Source organism: Phocaeicola paurosaccharolyticus JCM 15092, from assembly GCF_000613805.1.
Classification (GTDB): Bacteria; Bacteroidota; Bacteroidia; order Bacteroidales; family Bacteroidaceae; genus Phocaeicola; species Phocaeicola paurosaccharolyticus.
Window position 1 is genome coordinate 46275 of sequence record NZ_BAJR01000019.1, and the last position, 18802, is coordinate 65076.

The window sequence follows — 18802 nt, forward strand, 5'->3', positions numbered from 1 at the left end:
TTTCTAATGTTTATCTAATAGCCTTTTAATATCCTTGTCAAAATCAGAGTTTATTTGTTGTGTCCTATTGAATATATCGTACTCAGCTTCAGCTTTTGCGTCAGCTTGCGACCTAGAGATAAGACCTTTATCAGGTAATAATTGATATTTTCGGAAGGTTAGAAATTCGTTAACACTACTGGCAAATTGACTCATACTGAAAGTGTTTTCGTTTTCTATTAAATCTTCCACATAATCGAAATATCCAGTTACTGCTCGCTCTAATTTTCTTATTTCCTGTTCTGTAAGATAGTTCTTTGCTATCTTACTATCGGATTTCAGGATGCGACCATCAGGAGAATTTTTCCAAGTGGTCAATCCCATATGTTTCTTGTTATGATCAGCATGCGTGAAAACTATTTCTGGTGCAGTCTGTCCTGTTATTGCATAATGGAATCTATTTTGAACCATCTGAAAGAATTCCTTTGTTGTTGGTGAATTGCGGTCGTAATCAAAAGAACACTCTGCATAGATATCCGTTATTTGCTGCCATATTCTTCGTTCGCTAGTGCGGATAGAACGAACTCTCTCAAGCAACTCTCGGAAATAATCTTTACCAAAAGTTGTTTTACCTTGTTTCAATCTCTCGTCATCAAGAACAAATCCTTTACGGATATATTCATTCAATATTCGTGTGCTCCATTGGCGAAATCTTGTAGCCTTTAACGAAGATACGCGATAACCGACAGCTATTATAGCATCCAAATTATAGAAATCGACTTCTTTAGTCTGCGTTTTATCTTCAATAGCACCGTGTTGAGTGGTTATTTCCATTTTGGAAACAACCATTTTCTTATCTAATTCACCCTCTTCAAAGATATGACTTAGATGCTTGCTGATGGCAGGTACACCTACACCAAAAAGTTGCGACATAGCTTTTTGTGTACACCATATGGTTTCTTCTTTTACCACGACCTGCACCTTGCCAGCATCGTCGGGCATATTATAAAGGAGAAATTGTATTTCGTTGCTCATATTATATCATTTTATATGTAAGTTGCTGTATTACTTTGATTGTTGCAATCTATTACTATTGTTGTCGTTAAAAGACAACGTTGTTTTCTCTGTTATTATTATGAGTTTTCTGCAAGCTCTTGAAATTGCCACATAGAAATTCTTAGCATCCTCAAATTTGTGAGCATTCCAAAGTATAACAGTATCAAATTCCAATCCTTTTGTTAGGAGTGTTGTACCGAAACTTTTTCCATTTATTTGTCTTCCTTGGTGGCGGACTCTTGTCTTTAGCAATTTCATAGCCTCAAACATTGATATATTATTAGTTTGAGCAAGATTGAAGCATTTATCTATACTACTGTAAAATAGACGATGATATTTTTTTATAGAAGGCAAATTTACTATTAAAGTTATAAGTTTTTTTAGATTATCTAGTGATACATTTGCTTCAAAGTAATCGCAAGATTCTTTTAGAGCTAATGATTTTGATAAATTATTACCTTTTCTTTTCTTTACAGATTTCTCATCAATCCATTTCTCAACTTCTGAAATATTTAGATGTAATTGTTTTAGGATACTATGTAGTTTTGAAATCATATTTATCTTACTACCTTTTGTGCATCTCTTTATTAAAGAATCAATATCTTTAGCACATTTATAATATTCAGTACTATCTATTGCATCTATAATAGTAAAACTATTACCATAGTCAACACGTTGTTTGATCTTTATTCTATCATTTATATCTCCTTTGGTAGTGAGTTTGCCGTATTTGTTTGATTCCCTGTACGATGGACATAAAACGAGCGTATTTTCAAGACTATGCTGTTTAATAATATTCACCATTATCTGGTATTTGTCATCATTAGGCGGTACAATAACTACATTGATATTTTTGGTAGGCTCATCCTTCAATTCTATATTATGACCTGCTTCTAACTGCTTTCTTGTTTCTAGTATATATTCACCTAAAAAAGGATTGCTTTTCTCCCATCGCCACGGATGGTTTAGAAGATTAAATTGAGAAAATAGTCCTAAGTCTCTATTAAAATCTACCAATGTTTTGTTTTCAAAAGAGAATATACCCTGCAAAGGGTCTCCTAATAGATGAAGGGGAAGATTATAAGCCAACTCCATTATCATGTTGTGTTGGTCAATGGTACAATCTTGATATTCATCTACAAAAACGCCATCAAACGAGGCTTTTAGTATTGCTTGTACAACTTTTGATTGCATGAGATTACAACATTTACTAATAGCAATAGTAAAGTACTCTTTGTCTTCTTCATTTGGTAGTTCTGTTGAGCCAAGAATACTTAGCACATATCTTTGGGCAAACCCTGTAATAGTCTCTAATTGGTATTTATTTGAAGGTATATTCTTTATTCTAAATTTTGTTCGTAAAGAAGCTATACCTGCATGTGTATGTGTTAATATTAATTGACACGAATCTTTTGGGCATTGTAAGAGACAATCAGCAATAGCTGTTGTTTTACCATGTCCTGCTGGTGCTATTAGCAGCCCTCGTTCACATTTTATAAAATCACTCCAATCAATCATATTTCAATAGAACACCATTTTAATAATGATTTTACATTAATCTTCAAATTCTTATTGTCGCCCATATCATTATATGCTTCACTAAATACAGAACCCAAAAATTCTCCACCAGGAATATGCTTAAACCATTCTTTATTCTTTTTTATTGCTAATTCAATTATTGTATTTCGAATCTTGTTTTGTTCTATTATTTCTCGTGCAACCTTTATTTCTTCAAGGAAATCATTATCCAAATTAATATTGTCATTTGGAAAATCTTCTTGAGAACAGTTCACAATTGTAGATATAAAATTCCAAGGTAAATCCAAAATGATTTGCCGTTCAAGACTATTGCCAGTTTCACAAAGAAGCAGTTTTACACCAACTTCATTGCTTGCTTGCTTTTCTTCTTTCAATTCCTTTGGCTTATCATCGTCTGCAAAGACACAGGTGTCATATCCTAATTCTTTTAGATTCCTCGCATATGTAAACATTTTATTACCTCCTCCTGCATTTACTATTACTACACCTTTTGCCGAAAGGCTTGTATTGTATTTGCTATAAATCCAACTATCAATAGCTCGAATAAATCCTTGTTCTGTTTTGCCTTCGCAGCAAATAATCTTCTTTGCAAAAAAAGCTTGAGGGTTAGAACGTCGAAATCCCTCCATTTCAGGATTCAGAACAGATAGCGTATTAGCATCTTTATTTTTTACGAAAATGTTATGCCATTCTGCTTCTAATACGACATTTAGTGAATGTGTAGTTATAAAGACCTGTCCTTTATCGACATGTTTAAGTATTCTAACTAATGTTGTTATTCTATCAGGCTCAAGTCCTTGTTCTAACTCATCAACCAATACGATACCTCCTTGTTTTGTCAGCTCAGATTGTATTGCGATAGACATTAATCTCTTACTGCCTTTACCGTGAAGACGGTATGGTAATGAATTATCATGGAGTGCAATGCTATTACCTGTATAGGGATTGTCTTTAATATCAATTTGAGCGCATAAGTCACTGGTGCTCAACCCTAGTTTCTCTGCCGTTATAATAAGACTCTCAAATGGAGCACTAAATTCATCCAAGTCTTTATTCGTTATTGATTCAGCCATAGTACGTATTAAATCTGATTTTACACGTTCTATAGTTTTTCCATCTTCTAATTTAGCCTTAGTCAGTGCATACAAAGGAGATTGTCGATTGTACGCAAATTGATTGTCTGTATAATCTGTGATAAAGTTTACTGCTAATAAAGCCCTGTCTGCACCAGATATAGGTTTATCTTCAATATCGGAACCATCTCTACTTTTTACCACCCAATGAGGCTCTAATGTTTCATCAACCGTTAGCTTTATAACAATGGTAAGATCATCAAGATTTCCATCTTCGCCTAAATCATTTTGAACAAATAAACCATACTTTGATTCTTTCAGAAATTCTTTTGGAAGTTCTTTTATTGTTAATTCTATTTCTATTGGATGCTCTGTCTTTTGATTATAAAAGTCAAGGTCACTAAATGACATATTCCATGATGGTGATAATGCCGCATTTATAGCAGACAAAATAGTGCTTTTGCCTGAGTCACCACGACCTATTAAAACAATGAACTTTTCATCACCAAAATCATGGTTTAGTTCTTTGATTCCGCGGTAATTTTTAATCGTTAAATTCGTTATATGACTCATTATTGTATCTTTTAAAATATTATCAAACCCTTAAGAAGCTATAGAAAATCATATTTATTTGCTAATTACTTACTTAATGATTAAAACTTTGGTATTAATCCATCAAATAAGTTTAGTTGGCTTTAAAGAGATGCTTCATGATAATATATATTATCATCAAACGATTTAAGATATTCCTGTTTCTTGACTTCTGGTATTAATTTATATAAAGAAGGTGATAGTCCCCATCCTTCTATATGGAATGCAAATAAATCAGTCAATTTCTGACCAAGAGTAAAACAATTCAGAAATCCAAATTCTTGAGTAAGTTTTCGTATCGAATCATTACAATGATCTTCATGATACCCAATTATTATTTGTATACTTTCTGCCTGTGGAATAACATGAAAGAAAACAGCTTCCCATGGCTTTTCAGATCGAACTTTCTGAGCATAGTCATAATATTCAATATAACTAAATGTTGAAGATGAGTAAATGTCTATTTTGGGATAAGTATAGTTGTAAAAATGAAATTTATGATATGTTGTTTCTAACTCATTTTCTATCAAATTTTTATAATAGCGAAAATCGGAGATACCTTTGTCCAAACCATATATATAGACTTGAATGTTATGATGTTCTTCCGGTGGTAAAATAAATTCATTAATCATATTACGTAGTATCTCAACTCTAATTTCTTTCTTCCTTAATTCAGCACATGTAGACCTTAAACTGAATAGTAGTTGGTTCTTGTAATTTGAGCAATCTAATATTTTACATTCAATAGGCTTGTATAGTTCAGTATCGTGCTTATTGCAATAAATTGGCCAGGATAATGCGTTGTTAATGCCTACTTTCTGAAATTGCATACGATTATTGGAAGGGTTAAATATATTCTTTGGCTTCACCTCATACATATGACCATTTTCTGTAATATTGTCAAGCACGCCATGCCTTTGCAAAAGATGTGAATTTATTGTTTTGTTTTCACACCACTTGCACAGACATGCCCAATTACTAATAGATAACGCTCTATCAATAATTCTTTTAGATTCTTTCTGAAATTCCTTATCTAGCATAGTATTACTTGTTAAATCCAAATCTATTCCATGATTCGAGGACGAGGCGCTTGGTGCGGTATTCGCCATATTTGCGTATCTCGTTGTCTTTTAGCACTCGGAATGTTTCATTTATACAACCTACACCGCACACATCTTCGGGGTCGAGAATGTAATGTAGTTCTTCGGTTGTTAGTCCGTAGAGGTGAGCGAAGATGGCATCAAGCTCTGCTTGAGCCCTTGCTCTACGGTCTTCATTATAAATGAATGGCTCTATGTTGCTGAAGTCAATTCCTAAGAATTGTATCCCATTACAGTCTCTTAATCGTTCAGCAATGAGATTACGTATTTCTTCTGTCATTTCTTCATCATGCCATAACTCATCCATCCAACCATCTAAGTCGTGATTGAAATAGCATAACTCTGCTACTCGTGGTATGATTTGTAGTTTTGCATTATCAGATATCTGTTCAGGTGTGAGGACAGGGAATTGCTTGACAAAATAAGTACTCATGTTCGTACCACCCACTTTTTGGCGGGTAATATAGTCAAAAGGTAGTGAAGACATCATGCTCAAAAGTAGAGAGCCGGGCATAGTGCCACGCTCCGCGAAGAGGAGCGTGGCACTATGCCCGACGCCTACGGCGTCGGGAATAGGCGACATTATAAATGTTCGTTCATTTGTTGCATTAGTTAAACCTCTATATGCAAGCAACCATTTATGTTTCCATTCCCATACAACATTCACATCTTTATCATATTTGATAAGTTTATCATCCACTGCAGATTGAGGCACCCAATACCACGGTATAATATATGAGTTTGGATTACCACAATCAGTAGCCGAGGGCGTAGGGATGGTATTTGGGCGTTCTCCATCAGTTGGCCATGTTCCATAGTGATGATTATAATGCCATATCATCTTTCCTTCATAAAGCGGAACATATAACTGATTATCGAGAGTGAACTTATTACCCTCAATCGTAGCACCGGCTTCGATAAGTTGTGCATACGTTCTGAATAGATGAGAATCGTTGGACATATCTAACATTCTTGCAAAGTGCACATCCCAAGGATTTTCACCCGTAGATTCGTTGATAAGCACCTCTGAATTATGATATATTTTAGATGTCAGCTTTGCATCACGGCTTGTGCGGAATGTAGGACACGTCTTTGTGTTTGGGTTCAACAATGTAAAGTCATCAGTACGGAGTGTATAAATTCTGTTTGGGTCAAGCAAATGATCCAAACGAGTAAGGTAGAATCCACCACGCACAATGCGAGATTGTGTTTGTGCCTTACCTGCTGTTAATAGGCAGAATTTGAACATACGATGAATATCAAACAATTTTTCTCTATTCTCAAAGTCATAAAGAGAGATTAGTCTATTGTCATCAATTAATTTAGAGAAGAAAGCTTTGTTGCTGTCATTAACAGCGATTCCTGTAGGCATAACAAGCCCCCATGCCTCTTTTGAGAAAGAAAGGCATAGTTCTCCAAACATTGGATATAAGTCAATATCGCCTGTGGCAGTCAAACTGAATCGACCGGAAAAGCGCACGAAGCGACTTAATCCTTCAGCATCTTGTTGAGCTTGGATGTATTCGTTGTGTAAAATTGGATCTGTGGCTTTAAGATTTTCAATAGCTTTCTTACGTTGTGATGCTGTACCAGCATTAACGATATCAGTACGACCATTAGTTTCAAACCACTTCTTGTCTTCAACTTTAATTTTATCCCAAGGTGGGTTTCCGCACATCACATTAAATCCACCTTGCTGTGCAAAAACCTCAGGGAATTCGATACACCAATGGAAGAAGCGTTGCTTTGCTGCAACTTCTTCAACTTCATTTTTAAAGTCTTGTGATAATGGAACAAACTTGCTATCAGCATTATCAAGATGTTTGATTTCTTCAAGTGCATGATATACCGTCTTGGTATAAGGTATAGATGGAATTGAAAATGTAGTACCATCATCCTTCACTTCTGAGTTTAATTCATTATCAGTAAATTGTTTATAGAAAGCATAGGAATATATGTCGCAAGCATTACGCAAGCATTCTACACGGGGCGATTGCATTAACTGTTCCCAACGTTTTTGCTTGGCTATTTCTTCAGGCAGAGAATCCTCTGGCATTATTGAAATAGATTTTGCATCAGTAGCTAAATCAACTTGTTCGCTTTCAATATTTTTTAGTACAAACTCATCGCTAAATAGAGTTACTTCAAGACCTGTTTTACGTCCATCTTTTACAAGAGCCAAATCTTTAAGCGCATCAGTATTTAGTTTCTTTATCTTCTTCTTAACTTCATTATCTTTGGCTGTAAAAGCATCGTTAGGCACACCATTGAAGAGCATATCAAGATTGGCAACGCCTACAACAGAGTTGCCACAACGAATATGATGGTCGAGGAATGACAAAGGTTTACCGGCGCAGTAACCTTCAATCCATAGCACGACTTTACAAAGTTCTACTGCATCGGGATTGTAGTCAACGGCATAGATACACTTCTGAATAACTTCACGCAAAGCCTCTCGATAGTCAAGCGAAGCCGGATTATCTTCCTCCGTCCTTAATGTGCTGACATACCATGCAATGGTGCGAGCCATAGCTAAAACGATGTGTCCTGAACCGCTTGCTGCATCACAGACTTTCATGGATAGCAAAGACTTTATTTTCTCATCATTAGTCTGGTATTTTGCAATTCGCTCTTGAATTACAGGTTCAAGGGTAGTCTTAATAAGACTTTGAACTAAATCGGGGCGAGTATAGTAGCTGCTTGTAGATTGGCGGTCGAGACCATAGCCAAACTTAAAGTTCCAAGATGAATTTGTGACATTAGGAGTAACTACTGCCCGCATTTCGAGAATTCCCTCATATACTGAACCAAATTCTTCAACATCAAGACTTGAATAGTTTATCTTTACTCGTTGTCCACCTTCGGCAATAAACTCGTTGAGATAACCAAAAGCATCAAGCACCGTACTATTGGCAATGGTACACTGCTTCAAGTAATGCAAAGTATCTGCATCGAATAGCACGCCGCCTAATGGTTTAATACCCAAAGGAGCACCAAACGATTCATCTTCAAACAAGCGGAAAGTGTCCATGAGACTTTCCCATAAGTCGTGATAACGGTTATTTTTCAAATAGTTGAGTTCCGATAATCCACGCAATCGAGATACTGCATAATACTTCTTATATATATCATGACATCGAGATAGATGTTTATAATCGGGATGATCTGCGCTTTGAGGTAATTGATATATCAAGTCGCGATCTTCGATAATAAAGAGGAATAACAGACGATAAATGAAGTGAATCAGTTCTTTGTTAAGTGTTTCTGCTGTAACCTGCTTATCAGTAAAAGCCTGGCGGAATGCTTCATTACCTTTCCCTTTACCACAAACAACTGCACGCCCTAAGACTTCCATCGTTTGTTGAACAGCATTTGATAGACCAGCACGAATACGGTTTCCACTTTCTATGGACATATTGAACCATTGCTCAATAATACAAGCATCATCGCCTGAATGACTGAAACGAGACGCATGAAGCAAACGGAAAAGGATACAAAATTCGGAATAATGGTCTTCTTCTATCATACGATGAAGATCGAACTCAATATATGTTTTCTTCACCAATTGCCCTGTATTGCGAATAATACGAAGAATCTGACCATTGGTAACGATGCCATACACATTATCCGTATTGTTCAGATAGTCGAGCATTGTGGCATGTGGCGATTTGCGTCGCATAGTGCCCTTCGCCCGATAGTCGAGCGTGCATTTATCGAGTGTTTCGATATCTGATTCACCTGTTAAATCGCCAACTATGATGATAGGCAAATCGCCCAACTCATGACAGATATAGGGAATATCGAAAGTGTTTCCGTTACGTTCCAATTGTGTTGTTTGATAGTCCAGATTATAATCAATCGACTGAAAGAAACGACTCATAAGTTTACGTACTGAGGTAGTTCCGTAAGTGTCACGAAGGAGTTTACGCTCATTGAAGATTGTCCAATCAGAGCGAAGGCTGCTCCATGCATAATCTATCTGCCGATTGATAGAGGCATCGAAACCGAAATCTCGGTCACGATTTCCAATGAGATTAGTGTCGGTCTCTATCTCGTGTAGAATATCGTCACTAAGGAAATGACCATATATATGTATTGATGTGTATTCCATTTATTTATAGTTTAGGAAGATAAACGTATGCAGCAATTACATCCATCGGCAATACAGGTTTAACGACCTGATATTGCTGACAAGCTACATAATTGCGATATTGAGTAAAGGCGTTGACAAGGTGTGAGGCTCTGTCAAGAGCGAGCGAATCGGTGTGACGGCGAAGTGCCTCTTCGTCGTTTATCCATCTGAGACGTTTATCATAGGTCATCTGTTGGAATGAAAGCTCTTCATCACCTGAAGCTTTTGCATTGATAAAAAGATTTCTGCTTTCATCTTCGTTTAGGATGTCTCCATCTTCCACGTTGCCTCTATAACCAAAGAACATCATTTCTTCGCCTACCATCTGATTCTCTACATGCTTTGTTTCGCTGATAACACTACGTACACGCATGAGTAACACAGTCGTAGCTTTTTTCACAGCATCTGTTTGCATTACCATGGCACGACATGCAGCAAGTTCACCTGTATTGATAGTGTCGTTGATAACTCCACGAGAAAGATCTTCTACAAAAGTATGATTACGGCCTATATACATATATCCCTTAGGCGTAGGTGATGCAAATGATATTCTAACAATACCCTTCTTATCTACAGCTTGCATAAAATATGACCGAATCGAATTTGGCAGGTCAAACAAAGGGAATGAATAGCATAGAGCCTTTTTATCATCAACAATTGATACATTAGCGTTACGTAATTCATCAATAACAAAATCGCGTGTATCTAATGTATCTCCGATTACCTTCTTTGCTTCATTTAGGCTGTCAATAAGGTTTGTTGGATCCATAGCCTGTGTGTTATGAGCAAAATAGGTGTGTGATTTCTTTTCAATCTCGATAGCTCGCTGCAAACGACGTTCATGTTCTTCTACAGTAGAAGCAAACTCTTCGTCGGAAAATAATGTAGGCTGAATATATTTATCGGTGGTGTCGAAGACTATAATTTGTTCCATGATACTTTCCATAATAGATGAGTCGTTATCGGCAATAGGAATGTAAATGCCAAGGTCTTTTCGTATCTGATTTTGCTTACGATAAAGGACTTTCATAATGGTCTTATCTACAGGATTATTTACATCATCATACATGGTAGAAATCATGACCTCTGAAGCTGTCTGCCCAAATCGGTCAATACGGCCGTTACGTTGTTCCATGCGGTTTGGATTCCAGGGCAAGTCGTAGTGAATGATAGCTTCAAAACCATTTTGCAGATTGACACCCTCGGATAAACAGTCAGTGCAAACCAAAACGTGACGAGGATTCTTTGACAACTCATCGATTTTGATTTTTCGTTCCTCATCAGCCAATTTACTTGTCACTACTTCAACCACCACATCTTTTGTCTTTTTGTTGCCTTTTAAGGATTGCTCTACGTACTTCTTCACATATTCAGCAGTCTGAATATATTGGCAGAATATAATAGGGCACTTACCTTCACTAAGAATAAAAGAGGCTATGTCAGTAGCTTTTTTAGCCTTGGAGTCTTGTCCATTTTTTATAATATCTTTAAGGTCTGCAATGAAAGAACGGAATGTGTTCTTCTCGCTTGATGTAGATTCTGAATATGATTCAGGAATAATATCATCACTGTTTGAGCTATCTTTGAGTTGGTCATTAAACTGATATATATTATTTACCGTATCTTCTTCTGCAACATCTTCTTCATTGCGTTTAGCAATCTTATTCTGCAGCATGCTTATGCCAGATTCAGGGCTAGACATAACACCGCGAATCACAGCGAGCAAATCCCAATAGATATATCGTTGTTTATTTTTTGATGACTTTTTAGCTTCTTGGACTCCTTTTTTAACATATTTAATAATCTTGATTAGCAATGAATGATATTTATCGCTAAGTGCATACTTGTCATCAAGTTGAATACGTGTTGGAAATATCACATCATCGCCCACATACGGTTTTATATCCACACGTCTACGCTGAATGAAGTAGTTCGACAACTCTTTGCGTTGACTAGCATCCTCCAAAGAGTACTGACTAAATTTATCATTTAGCAAACCTATAACAGATTGAAATTCTTCCATGTTGCCGCTATGAGGAGTAGCCGTAAGCAGAACGATGTGTCTCTGTGTTTGAGATAGGTCTTTTAGAAGGGAATAACGCTGTTGTTGTGATTTGTTTGCTCCCTTGGGCTTTGCGCAAGTATGAGCTTCATCAACAATAATAAACTCAGGACAATGCTGAAGAAACATAGGTTTCCTATCGCTCGACTTAATATAGTCAATAGAAATTATCTGGAATGGTATATCGTGGAAAACATTCTGGTTGGCACGAAGTCTTTTTTCCAAACGGCTAATTGTGCTGGAACGTATGATTTCGGCCTCTAAGCCAAACTTATCGCGTATTTCATTCTGCCATTGCTCACACAAGTGGGGCAAACAGATAATAGTAAAACGACTTATCTCATGCCGGTCATATAATTCCTTTGCAATGAGAAGTGATTCCATTGTCTTACCTATACCTACATCATCTGATATTAGCAGACGGATAATCTGCTGTTTAAGAGCGAGTATAAGTGGAACCATCTGGTAGGGTCTTGGCTCGAAAGATAATTTTCCCAAGCATTGAAAAGGGCCGGCAATATCACGAAAAGACAAGCGACAAGCATTATATAAAATACGAGCCGCACCAGGATAGCTATACTTACCCACATCTTGTGACGAAGGTTTGCGAAAATTATAGGAAGAGATCTCTTCAAGTTCATCGCCATACAAAGGTTTGTACAAACCTATAGTTTCAGCGTCTGTACCACCTAAAGGTTTAATTACCAATAAGTCTTTATCTGTAGATTGCTGAATAACCCACGGACGTGAGCGAAATTCAACAAGTGTTCCTGTCTTAAATTCCATATTGGTATTAACTAATTGAAGTAAATAAATCAGCATGGCTATTCACAAACTCATCAATAGGAGTAGCATAATGCCAAACCAAAACCAAATAACCTGCATCTTCAAGTACTGCTCGTTTTTGATGATCATCTTCCTGAACTTCAGGCTTGTCGTGAGGAGTACCATCACAGAAAATCATTATGCGATTCCCATACATGAAATCTGGCTGAACATAATATTCTTCTGGAAACATAGGTTGAGCTTTATCGGGGAGACGAAGCTGATGGTCGTGCAAGTACTTTAAAAATTCATATTCTGTAGAACTACTTTGGTCACGGGCAGCTTCGAGTGCGGCATATTGTTCGTCATAGCCAAGATTCTGACCGGCTTGATGCACTTCTATACTTGCACTCTTCATTATTATAAGAGCTTTATATATTCTGCGAATATCAATTTGTTGATGATACGGTTGATTATAATAGTTCAGTAGATTGCTATAATCAGCAGGTACTAATAACTCCAACTGTTCTGCTGTGTATTCAGTTTGTTTGCCAAAACAAATTTCATATGCACGATTAATAACCTCTCGATATGTATCTGGCTCTTTTACGAGACGGTCGAGGACTCCAAGAGAACCTTCGGCATTCTCATAAATAAAGATGTTTGGAACATTACCCTCACCCATGATTTCCCCACCTATCTCACTTCCTTCAACTTGAAATACATCCTCTACAGCTTGTTTAAATGCATATAGGAATGTTCTAACAGCATCTTTATCTTGAAGCATAAGCGATTGCAAAGGCTGGATATATATTGCATTAGCAGTTGTTTCGGCAAACAACTTCACAAATTTTGTTCGATCAAACTCTTCTAGGTGTTGTTGCTGTTCTGCTTGAATACGATTTAGACGCTCGTTACTAATCCAATCGCCTGTTTTTGTGTCGAATGCAAATCCATTGCTGTTATTCTCATTTCTTGATTCCAAGAAATAGGTAATACGGCAAGATGGTATATATCTAATATTTGCCAAATGCTGACCATTACTTAATAATTCACTCTCACTGATAGTACGAGCATCATCACTTGCAAAATAAGTCTTAACTTGATAGAATTTTCTGTTTCGCTCTTCCTCTTGACAAGTGATCTTTTCTGTTTCTGTCGCAATCATATCCTGAGCTTGAATGCAACAACCGGGAATCATACGAGCAGTTCCATCAAGGGGCTCACCTGTAATAATATCTGTGTGGTGTTCACTATTTTCTTGATCCTTATATATTACACCTGTTTTTGGATTATAGAAGAATTTATGACTGAGTATATCTGATGTTATCATCATACGAGAAACTCTAAACTTACCACCATTATTATAGATGATATTTTGAGGACCAAACTCTCTTAGTGCTAAAGATTTTGGACGGCTTAAAAATTCTACTGCATCGCTTTTATATTGCAACATCGCACGTTGTGGCAATTTTGTAAAGTTATAACCTGGAAGAAATCCTTCACTTGCAAGATAACGATATGGATAAAATTCATTCTCTTCTTTATTCTTTCCTTGATTCACTCCTAATAGCATATCACGTTGATTCTCACCACGTGATTGCTTAACATGGGCATCACGTTTCTCTTGTGAGTTTTCGCCATAGATACGATTGTTAATTATAATAGAAGCTTCCTCTATTTGGATCTGCGCTTCCTTATAAAGTGCTCTCCATCTATTCAATGATTTGTCAAAATCCGATTCGTATAAATTAAGCACCTTGTCCATCCAAGCATTAGTAAACCAATGAGGCTTTTCAGATTCCAATCTGTTTTTCAAGAACATATCGGAAATCACCTTGGTGAAAACCTGTTTAATCTTTTGTTTGTATTCTTCAGATAATTGTAGTTTAAAGCGAACTTCATCCTTTAGTGTGATATTATTAATGTTAGAATAATCAACCAACTGAGCAATACCATCAGACAATTGAGGTATTGGTCTTAATGACAAGATAGTAGAGTGAAAATGTGTGCGGAACAACTCTTCATTGACAAGTTCCATTCTAGGTGCTTTTACTTCACCCTTAACCATTTTCTTAGGATTGTGTAGGTAGTAGTTTTCGTGTGAATTGCGTGGACGACAGTATGTATATACAAGAGCAGCTTGCCCACTACGACCGGCACGACCAGCACGCTGAGTGTAGTTAGCAGGTGTTGGCGGAACATTACGCATTCCTACAACAGATAAGTCTTTGATGTCAATACCCAGTTCCATGGTAGGAGAGCAATAGAGTATAGGGAAAGTACCTTCACGAAAATCTTTTTCACGTTGTTCTCGATCTTCTTTTGCTACCTGTCCTGTATGATCTTTAGCCTCAAGATTGATACCTCCAAGAGGTATGCTCTGATAGAAGTTTTGGAAAAAGGCATTAGGTTTATTTAGTATTGTATTATCACCAGTTAAGGTGCGTACACGTATCATGTCACGGCGTACTGTATTTTTGTCTCCAGCAACCCAAAGAATACAATTATAATCAAGTTGGTATGTACCGTTGTCTTCTATGATATAGTTGTTTAAAGCCTCAAACAACCCTTGCATATATCCAACGTAATTATCTTCACAAGTAATTTGAATACCAGCGTTGGCAGAAAGATAATTTTTAACAAAGGTAGCTAACTTACTGAGATAGCCACCTGATTCGAGATTGTAGCTATTTCTGCGACGAGGATTAACTAAGAATAGCTCATGAGAAGTCTCTATTTGGTCATTTTCGTCCAAAGTCCATGGCTTAAGAAGATTTTCTCGTACTGCTTTAGTTGTGTCTTTAACTACAGAAATAGAGCGTTCCGAACTATGAATACATAATTTATGACGTAAATAATCAAGTATCTGAATAATAAATTCTTCTTTCTGACTATCAGTTAATCCTTCGAGTTCTGGAATATCATAAAGCCTTTCTGAATCATTTTCTCCAGTTATTTCATCATGTAGATACTTGTAATCAATTCTAAGAAGAGCACTATCTTCTAAATTTGGCATAATTACAGACCAGTTACCAACTAAATCATCATAAATGATTGTAGAAAGATATTTTATCATAACATCCTTTACTTCATCAGCACGACGTCCTCGAAGTCCTTGACGTTTAGAAAACTCATCATTACGAAGATGTAGGTTTTCAAAAACCAACCTTGCTATGCGACTATTATCTATGTCATCATTGGTATTATTAATAGCATTCCAAATTGCGGAACGTATTTTACCAATTCTGATAAAATCGTTAAAGTGCCCAGCTTGTAATGCAGCATCTTGACGAGCGTCAACGAAAGTCATAACCTTGCGGTCTTTCTCTTCAACACCATTCTCTTTCATTAGAATGATATCCTCATAAGAAAGCACAGTAGTGGCTGTGCTTCTACCTTCACCACCAATCTTCGCTAATTTTGACCACTCAGATTGCTTACCTTTATAAATAGCACGAGCTGTTGGGTCATACATTAAAGGAGACGGTACATAGATGGCCTTCATGTAACCCATATCTTCTAAAGGTTCGCTGAAAGAGCAAGAACCAGATTGTGAGATATAGATTACTTTTGGAAGGCGCGCTTCATAATTCTTTTTGAGTTTTCTTCCGGTGCGAGTATATGAATACCAATCATCAGGTATATCTTCTGACTCGGTGGCCAACATATAATCGTCAATAATTTCACCTTCATGAGGAATGATAATATATCCATCGTTATCATTAGTCTCGTCATCAGTGACAATACGACCATCAAAGTTCCTTGGCATTATTTTACTACCACCAGCATCAATCTTCACGACATAGAACTCATGTCCGCTCATACGACTAAATACAACAGGATAGTACATTACTTTCGTATCGCCATGAGATAATTCTTCGCAATAAAGTTTCTCGTCTACAGTGATTATCCTAGACTCTGAATTTCCGATAGTTACATATACATTTCCTGTTTGTGGAATGAATTGATGAATCTTATACGGAAGTATGTTTGCTTTATGATTTACATTCAAATTGTTACACCAATTCAGAACATCTATAATATGCTGATAACATTTTGAATAATCAATATCGACCTGATTACTTAGTTTCTTTGCAATATCTTCAATAGATATGGGATTACCTCTAAAGTATTTAGCCTCTTTCTTATCCCACTTTAATGCAATGTTTTGTTCTATCCAAATAGTAGTTGGATAATTCTGAATATCTTCGATATTTTCAGATTCTGGAATCGGTGAGTTTATTACATTTCGTAGTTCCCCTTCCGATGGCTCATCTTCGTTAAGACCAATATTTAAGGTTTCATCTATAACTTGTTCTTTAGTATAATTACTGCCAAAAATACAAGATGCTACCTCTGCTACCTTTTCACGTTGTTGAGCATAAGTCATAGTATCATCTGCTACCATTGTAGCAGATGTTCCAAAGCATAGTACGTGACCTAATGATTGAGATTTTATTCGTCTTATAAGAAATGAAACGTCACTACCTTGCATTCCCCTATAAGTGTGAAGCTCATCGAATACTAGAAAATGAAGATTCTCAAGAAAACAATTACGTAGTCTTTCTTCACTTCCTGCACGTGTCATCAACAATTCTAACATCATGTAGTTAGTTAATATGATGTTAGGCGGATTTTGCTGCATTTTCAATCTTGAATCATCATTTTCTTGCCCAGTATATTTACCAAAAGTAAATGGGCATTCACGACCAGTAGTGTTCTCAAAAGCATTCTTATAACAATCAAGTTCTTCCCATTGTGAATTTATAAGTGCATTCATTGGGTAGACGATGATTGCTAAGGTCTTATTAGAACAAGATTCTTCATGATTTAAGATATAATTGAATACTGTAGCCATGAAAGTTCTGGATTTACCAGAACCTGTACCAGAAGTTACAATAAACTCCTTGTCTTGACATCCCAACTCAATAGCCTCTTGTTGATGCTTGTAAAATGAAGTGCTGAAGAAGTGAATTAGATCTTTATGTATCGGTAGACCTTTAGCTATCATTTGTTCTACACCTATGCCTTTTGCAAAATTAGGATTAAACTGAATTAAAGCTTTGGGCCATAACCGTTCTTCACGTATGGCTTCACTTACTTTCACCTCAATACGTTTATCCTTTATTGCTACAAAACTTTCCAAATAGTCTTTATAACTATTCTTCAATTTATCGTATAGATTGATGATGTTCATATTCTTGGATTTTAAGTATTCTTTTTATTTGACCATAGCAAATCTTTTACGTCGACACCTAAGCATTCGGCGATTCTTACTAAAGTTTCTAAATTTGGTTGAAGTGTGTTAGTACACCACTTCGATACAGTGCCTGGATCTTTCCCCAATTGCTCTGCAAGCCACTTGTTGGTACGCTTATTTTCTACAAGCGCCACCTTTATGCGATTTATGTCTTTTTCCATAATCGGTTTCATTTATAATGATTCAGTCGTAAAGTTACATCAAAATCCTTACAATCACCAAAAAAATGGCTGGAATCTATTATTTAATGGCAAAATAGATCTTAAAATTGAATTATATAACAATTTTATATGCCATTTATAGGCATATTGAACAAATAAGTGATGTATGACTACTAAAGCATGTACTGTCAACTGTATAGCTTTACATATCATATTCGATACACTAAAAGTCTTTACGAATCTTGCGCAGTGAACTAACGAGCTTTACACTCTTTAACTATTTCAGTTGCAAAAACCACCTCCACGAGTAACAAAATTGAACCCTCGATTTTCTCAATTCTGCCACCACAGCTTGCTAATTTACTGGCATTATCCGTTGGTGGCAGAGCCAACAAGAGGGATTAGGCTACCCACTTTAATCTTATTCTGAGTAATAAGCAATCTTATAGCAAAAAGATTGAGCAGCCATTGACCACTCCATCTTCATAAAGGTTAGAAAGAATAGCTCACTCCGTAATTTTGGGGATTTAACAAATTCCTATTTCTTCTTGATTAATAATATTATCTTCGCTTCGTGCAAAGAAAATAGAGGATCAACTCTTTTTATTGTTCAACCGATCATGATTCATTAACTAACCAATCATGATTCATTAATCAACCGATCATGATTCATTGATTAACCGATCATGACAGGTTTTGCGACACAGATAATAGAACGTTTAATGTACAAGAAACAGATGCAGGTGATGAATCATTTAATGCAAAACTAAAATCTTTCAGGGCTACATTAAGAGGAGTTGATGATGTAAAGTCTTACTTATTAATGGTTACTAAACTGTATGCTTAATTTCTTTAACCCACAAGAATAGTAACTGAGTCCTTTTTCCAGCATATTGGTAGAAGTTCTCTTATGTATTTTTTTATGTATAGGTAATTTTTCTAAGTACATCGGCATCCAATCTTTTGGGCCAACGATAAAAGCCGATGGCAGAGACAAAAAGAAAGGCGTTGAAAATCAACGCCTTATTAATCAATAGTGATATATGTTAATCAGTAGTAATCAGCAATCATTTTCCGATAC

General features: G+C 36.3%; 8 protein-coding genes. All 8 read right to left on the minus strand.

The window, feature by feature from the left end:
• Positions 1 to 3: 3 nt before the first annotated feature.
• Positions 4 to 1014, minus strand: a complete 1011-nt coding sequence (locus JCM15092_RS09050; RefSeq protein WP_024994382.1) for a virulence RhuM family protein — start codon at positions 1012 to 1014, stop codon at positions 4 to 6.
• A gap of 30 nt (positions 1015 to 1044) precedes the next feature.
• A complete protein-coding gene (locus JCM15092_RS09055) occupies positions 1045 to 2553 on the minus strand; it encodes a UvrD-helicase domain-containing protein (RefSeq protein ID WP_024994383.1) in 1509 nt (502 codons plus the stop codon).
• Complete coding sequence (locus JCM15092_RS09060) at positions 2550 to 4220, minus strand: ATP-dependent nuclease (RefSeq protein ID WP_024994384.1); 1671 nt, start codon at positions 4218 to 4220, stop codon at positions 2550 to 2552. Before JCM15092_RS09060 ends, JCM15092_RS09055 begins: the two co-directional genes overlap by 4 nt.
• 122 nt (positions 4221 to 4342) lie before the next feature.
• Positions 4343 to 5278 (minus strand): hypothetical protein, encoded by a 936-nt coding sequence (locus JCM15092_RS09065; RefSeq protein WP_024994385.1) that lies wholly within the window; start codon positions 5276 to 5278, stop codon positions 4343 to 4345.
• Between the two features lie 4 nt (positions 5279 to 5282).
• Entirely contained in the window at positions 5283 to 9449 is a 4167-nt protein-coding gene (locus JCM15092_RS09070) for an Eco57I restriction-modification methylase domain-containing protein (protein WP_024994386.1), read from the minus strand.
• Between the two features lie 4 nt (positions 9450 to 9453).
• A complete protein-coding gene (locus JCM15092_RS15630) occupies positions 9454 to 12318 on the minus strand; it encodes a helicase-related protein (RefSeq protein WP_034541831.1) in 2865 nt (954 codons plus the stop codon).
• A 7-nt stretch (positions 12319 to 12325) separates the two neighbouring features.
• On the minus strand, positions 12326 to 17497 hold the full coding sequence (locus JCM15092_RS09080) for a DEAD/DEAH box helicase (RefSeq protein WP_024994387.1): 5172 nt from the start codon (positions 17495 to 17497) through the stop codon (positions 12326 to 12328).
• Between the two features lie 11 nt (positions 17498 to 17508).
• Positions 17509 to 17721: a helix-turn-helix transcriptional regulator gene (locus tag JCM15092_RS09085; RefSeq protein WP_024994388.1), complete on the minus strand. Its 213-nt coding sequence runs from the start codon at positions 17719 to 17721 to the stop codon at positions 17509 to 17511.
• Positions 17722 to 18802: the final 1081 nt, after the last annotated feature.

Coding starts and splice junctions, on each gene's coding strand:
- JCM15092_RS09050 (WP_024994382.1), bottom strand. CDS start 1,014: ATGAGCAACGAAATACAATTTCTCCTTTATAATATGCCCGACGATGCT.
- JCM15092_RS09055 (WP_024994383.1), bottom strand. CDS start 2,553: ATGATTGATTGGAGTGATTTTATAAAATGTGAACGAGGGCTGCTAATA.
- JCM15092_RS09060 (WP_024994384.1), bottom strand. CDS start 4,220: ATGAGTCATATAACGAATTTAACGATTAAAAATTACCGCGGAATCAAA.
- JCM15092_RS09065 (WP_024994385.1), bottom strand. CDS start 5,278: ATGCTAGATAAGGAATTTCAGAAAGAATCTAAAAGAATTATTGATAGA.
- JCM15092_RS09070 (WP_024994386.1), bottom strand. CDS start 9,449: ATGGAATACACATCAATACATATATATGGTCATTTCCTTAGTGACGAT.
- JCM15092_RS15630 (WP_034541831.1), bottom strand. CDS start 12,318: ATGGAATTTAAGACAGGAACACTTGTTGAATTTCGCTCACGTCCGTGG.
- JCM15092_RS09080 (WP_024994387.1), bottom strand. CDS start 17,497: ATGAACATCATCAATCTATACGATAAATTGAAGAATAGTTATAAAGAC.
- JCM15092_RS09085 (WP_024994388.1), bottom strand. CDS start 17,721: ATGGAAAAAGACATAAATCGCATAAAGGTGGCGCTTGTAGAAAATAAG.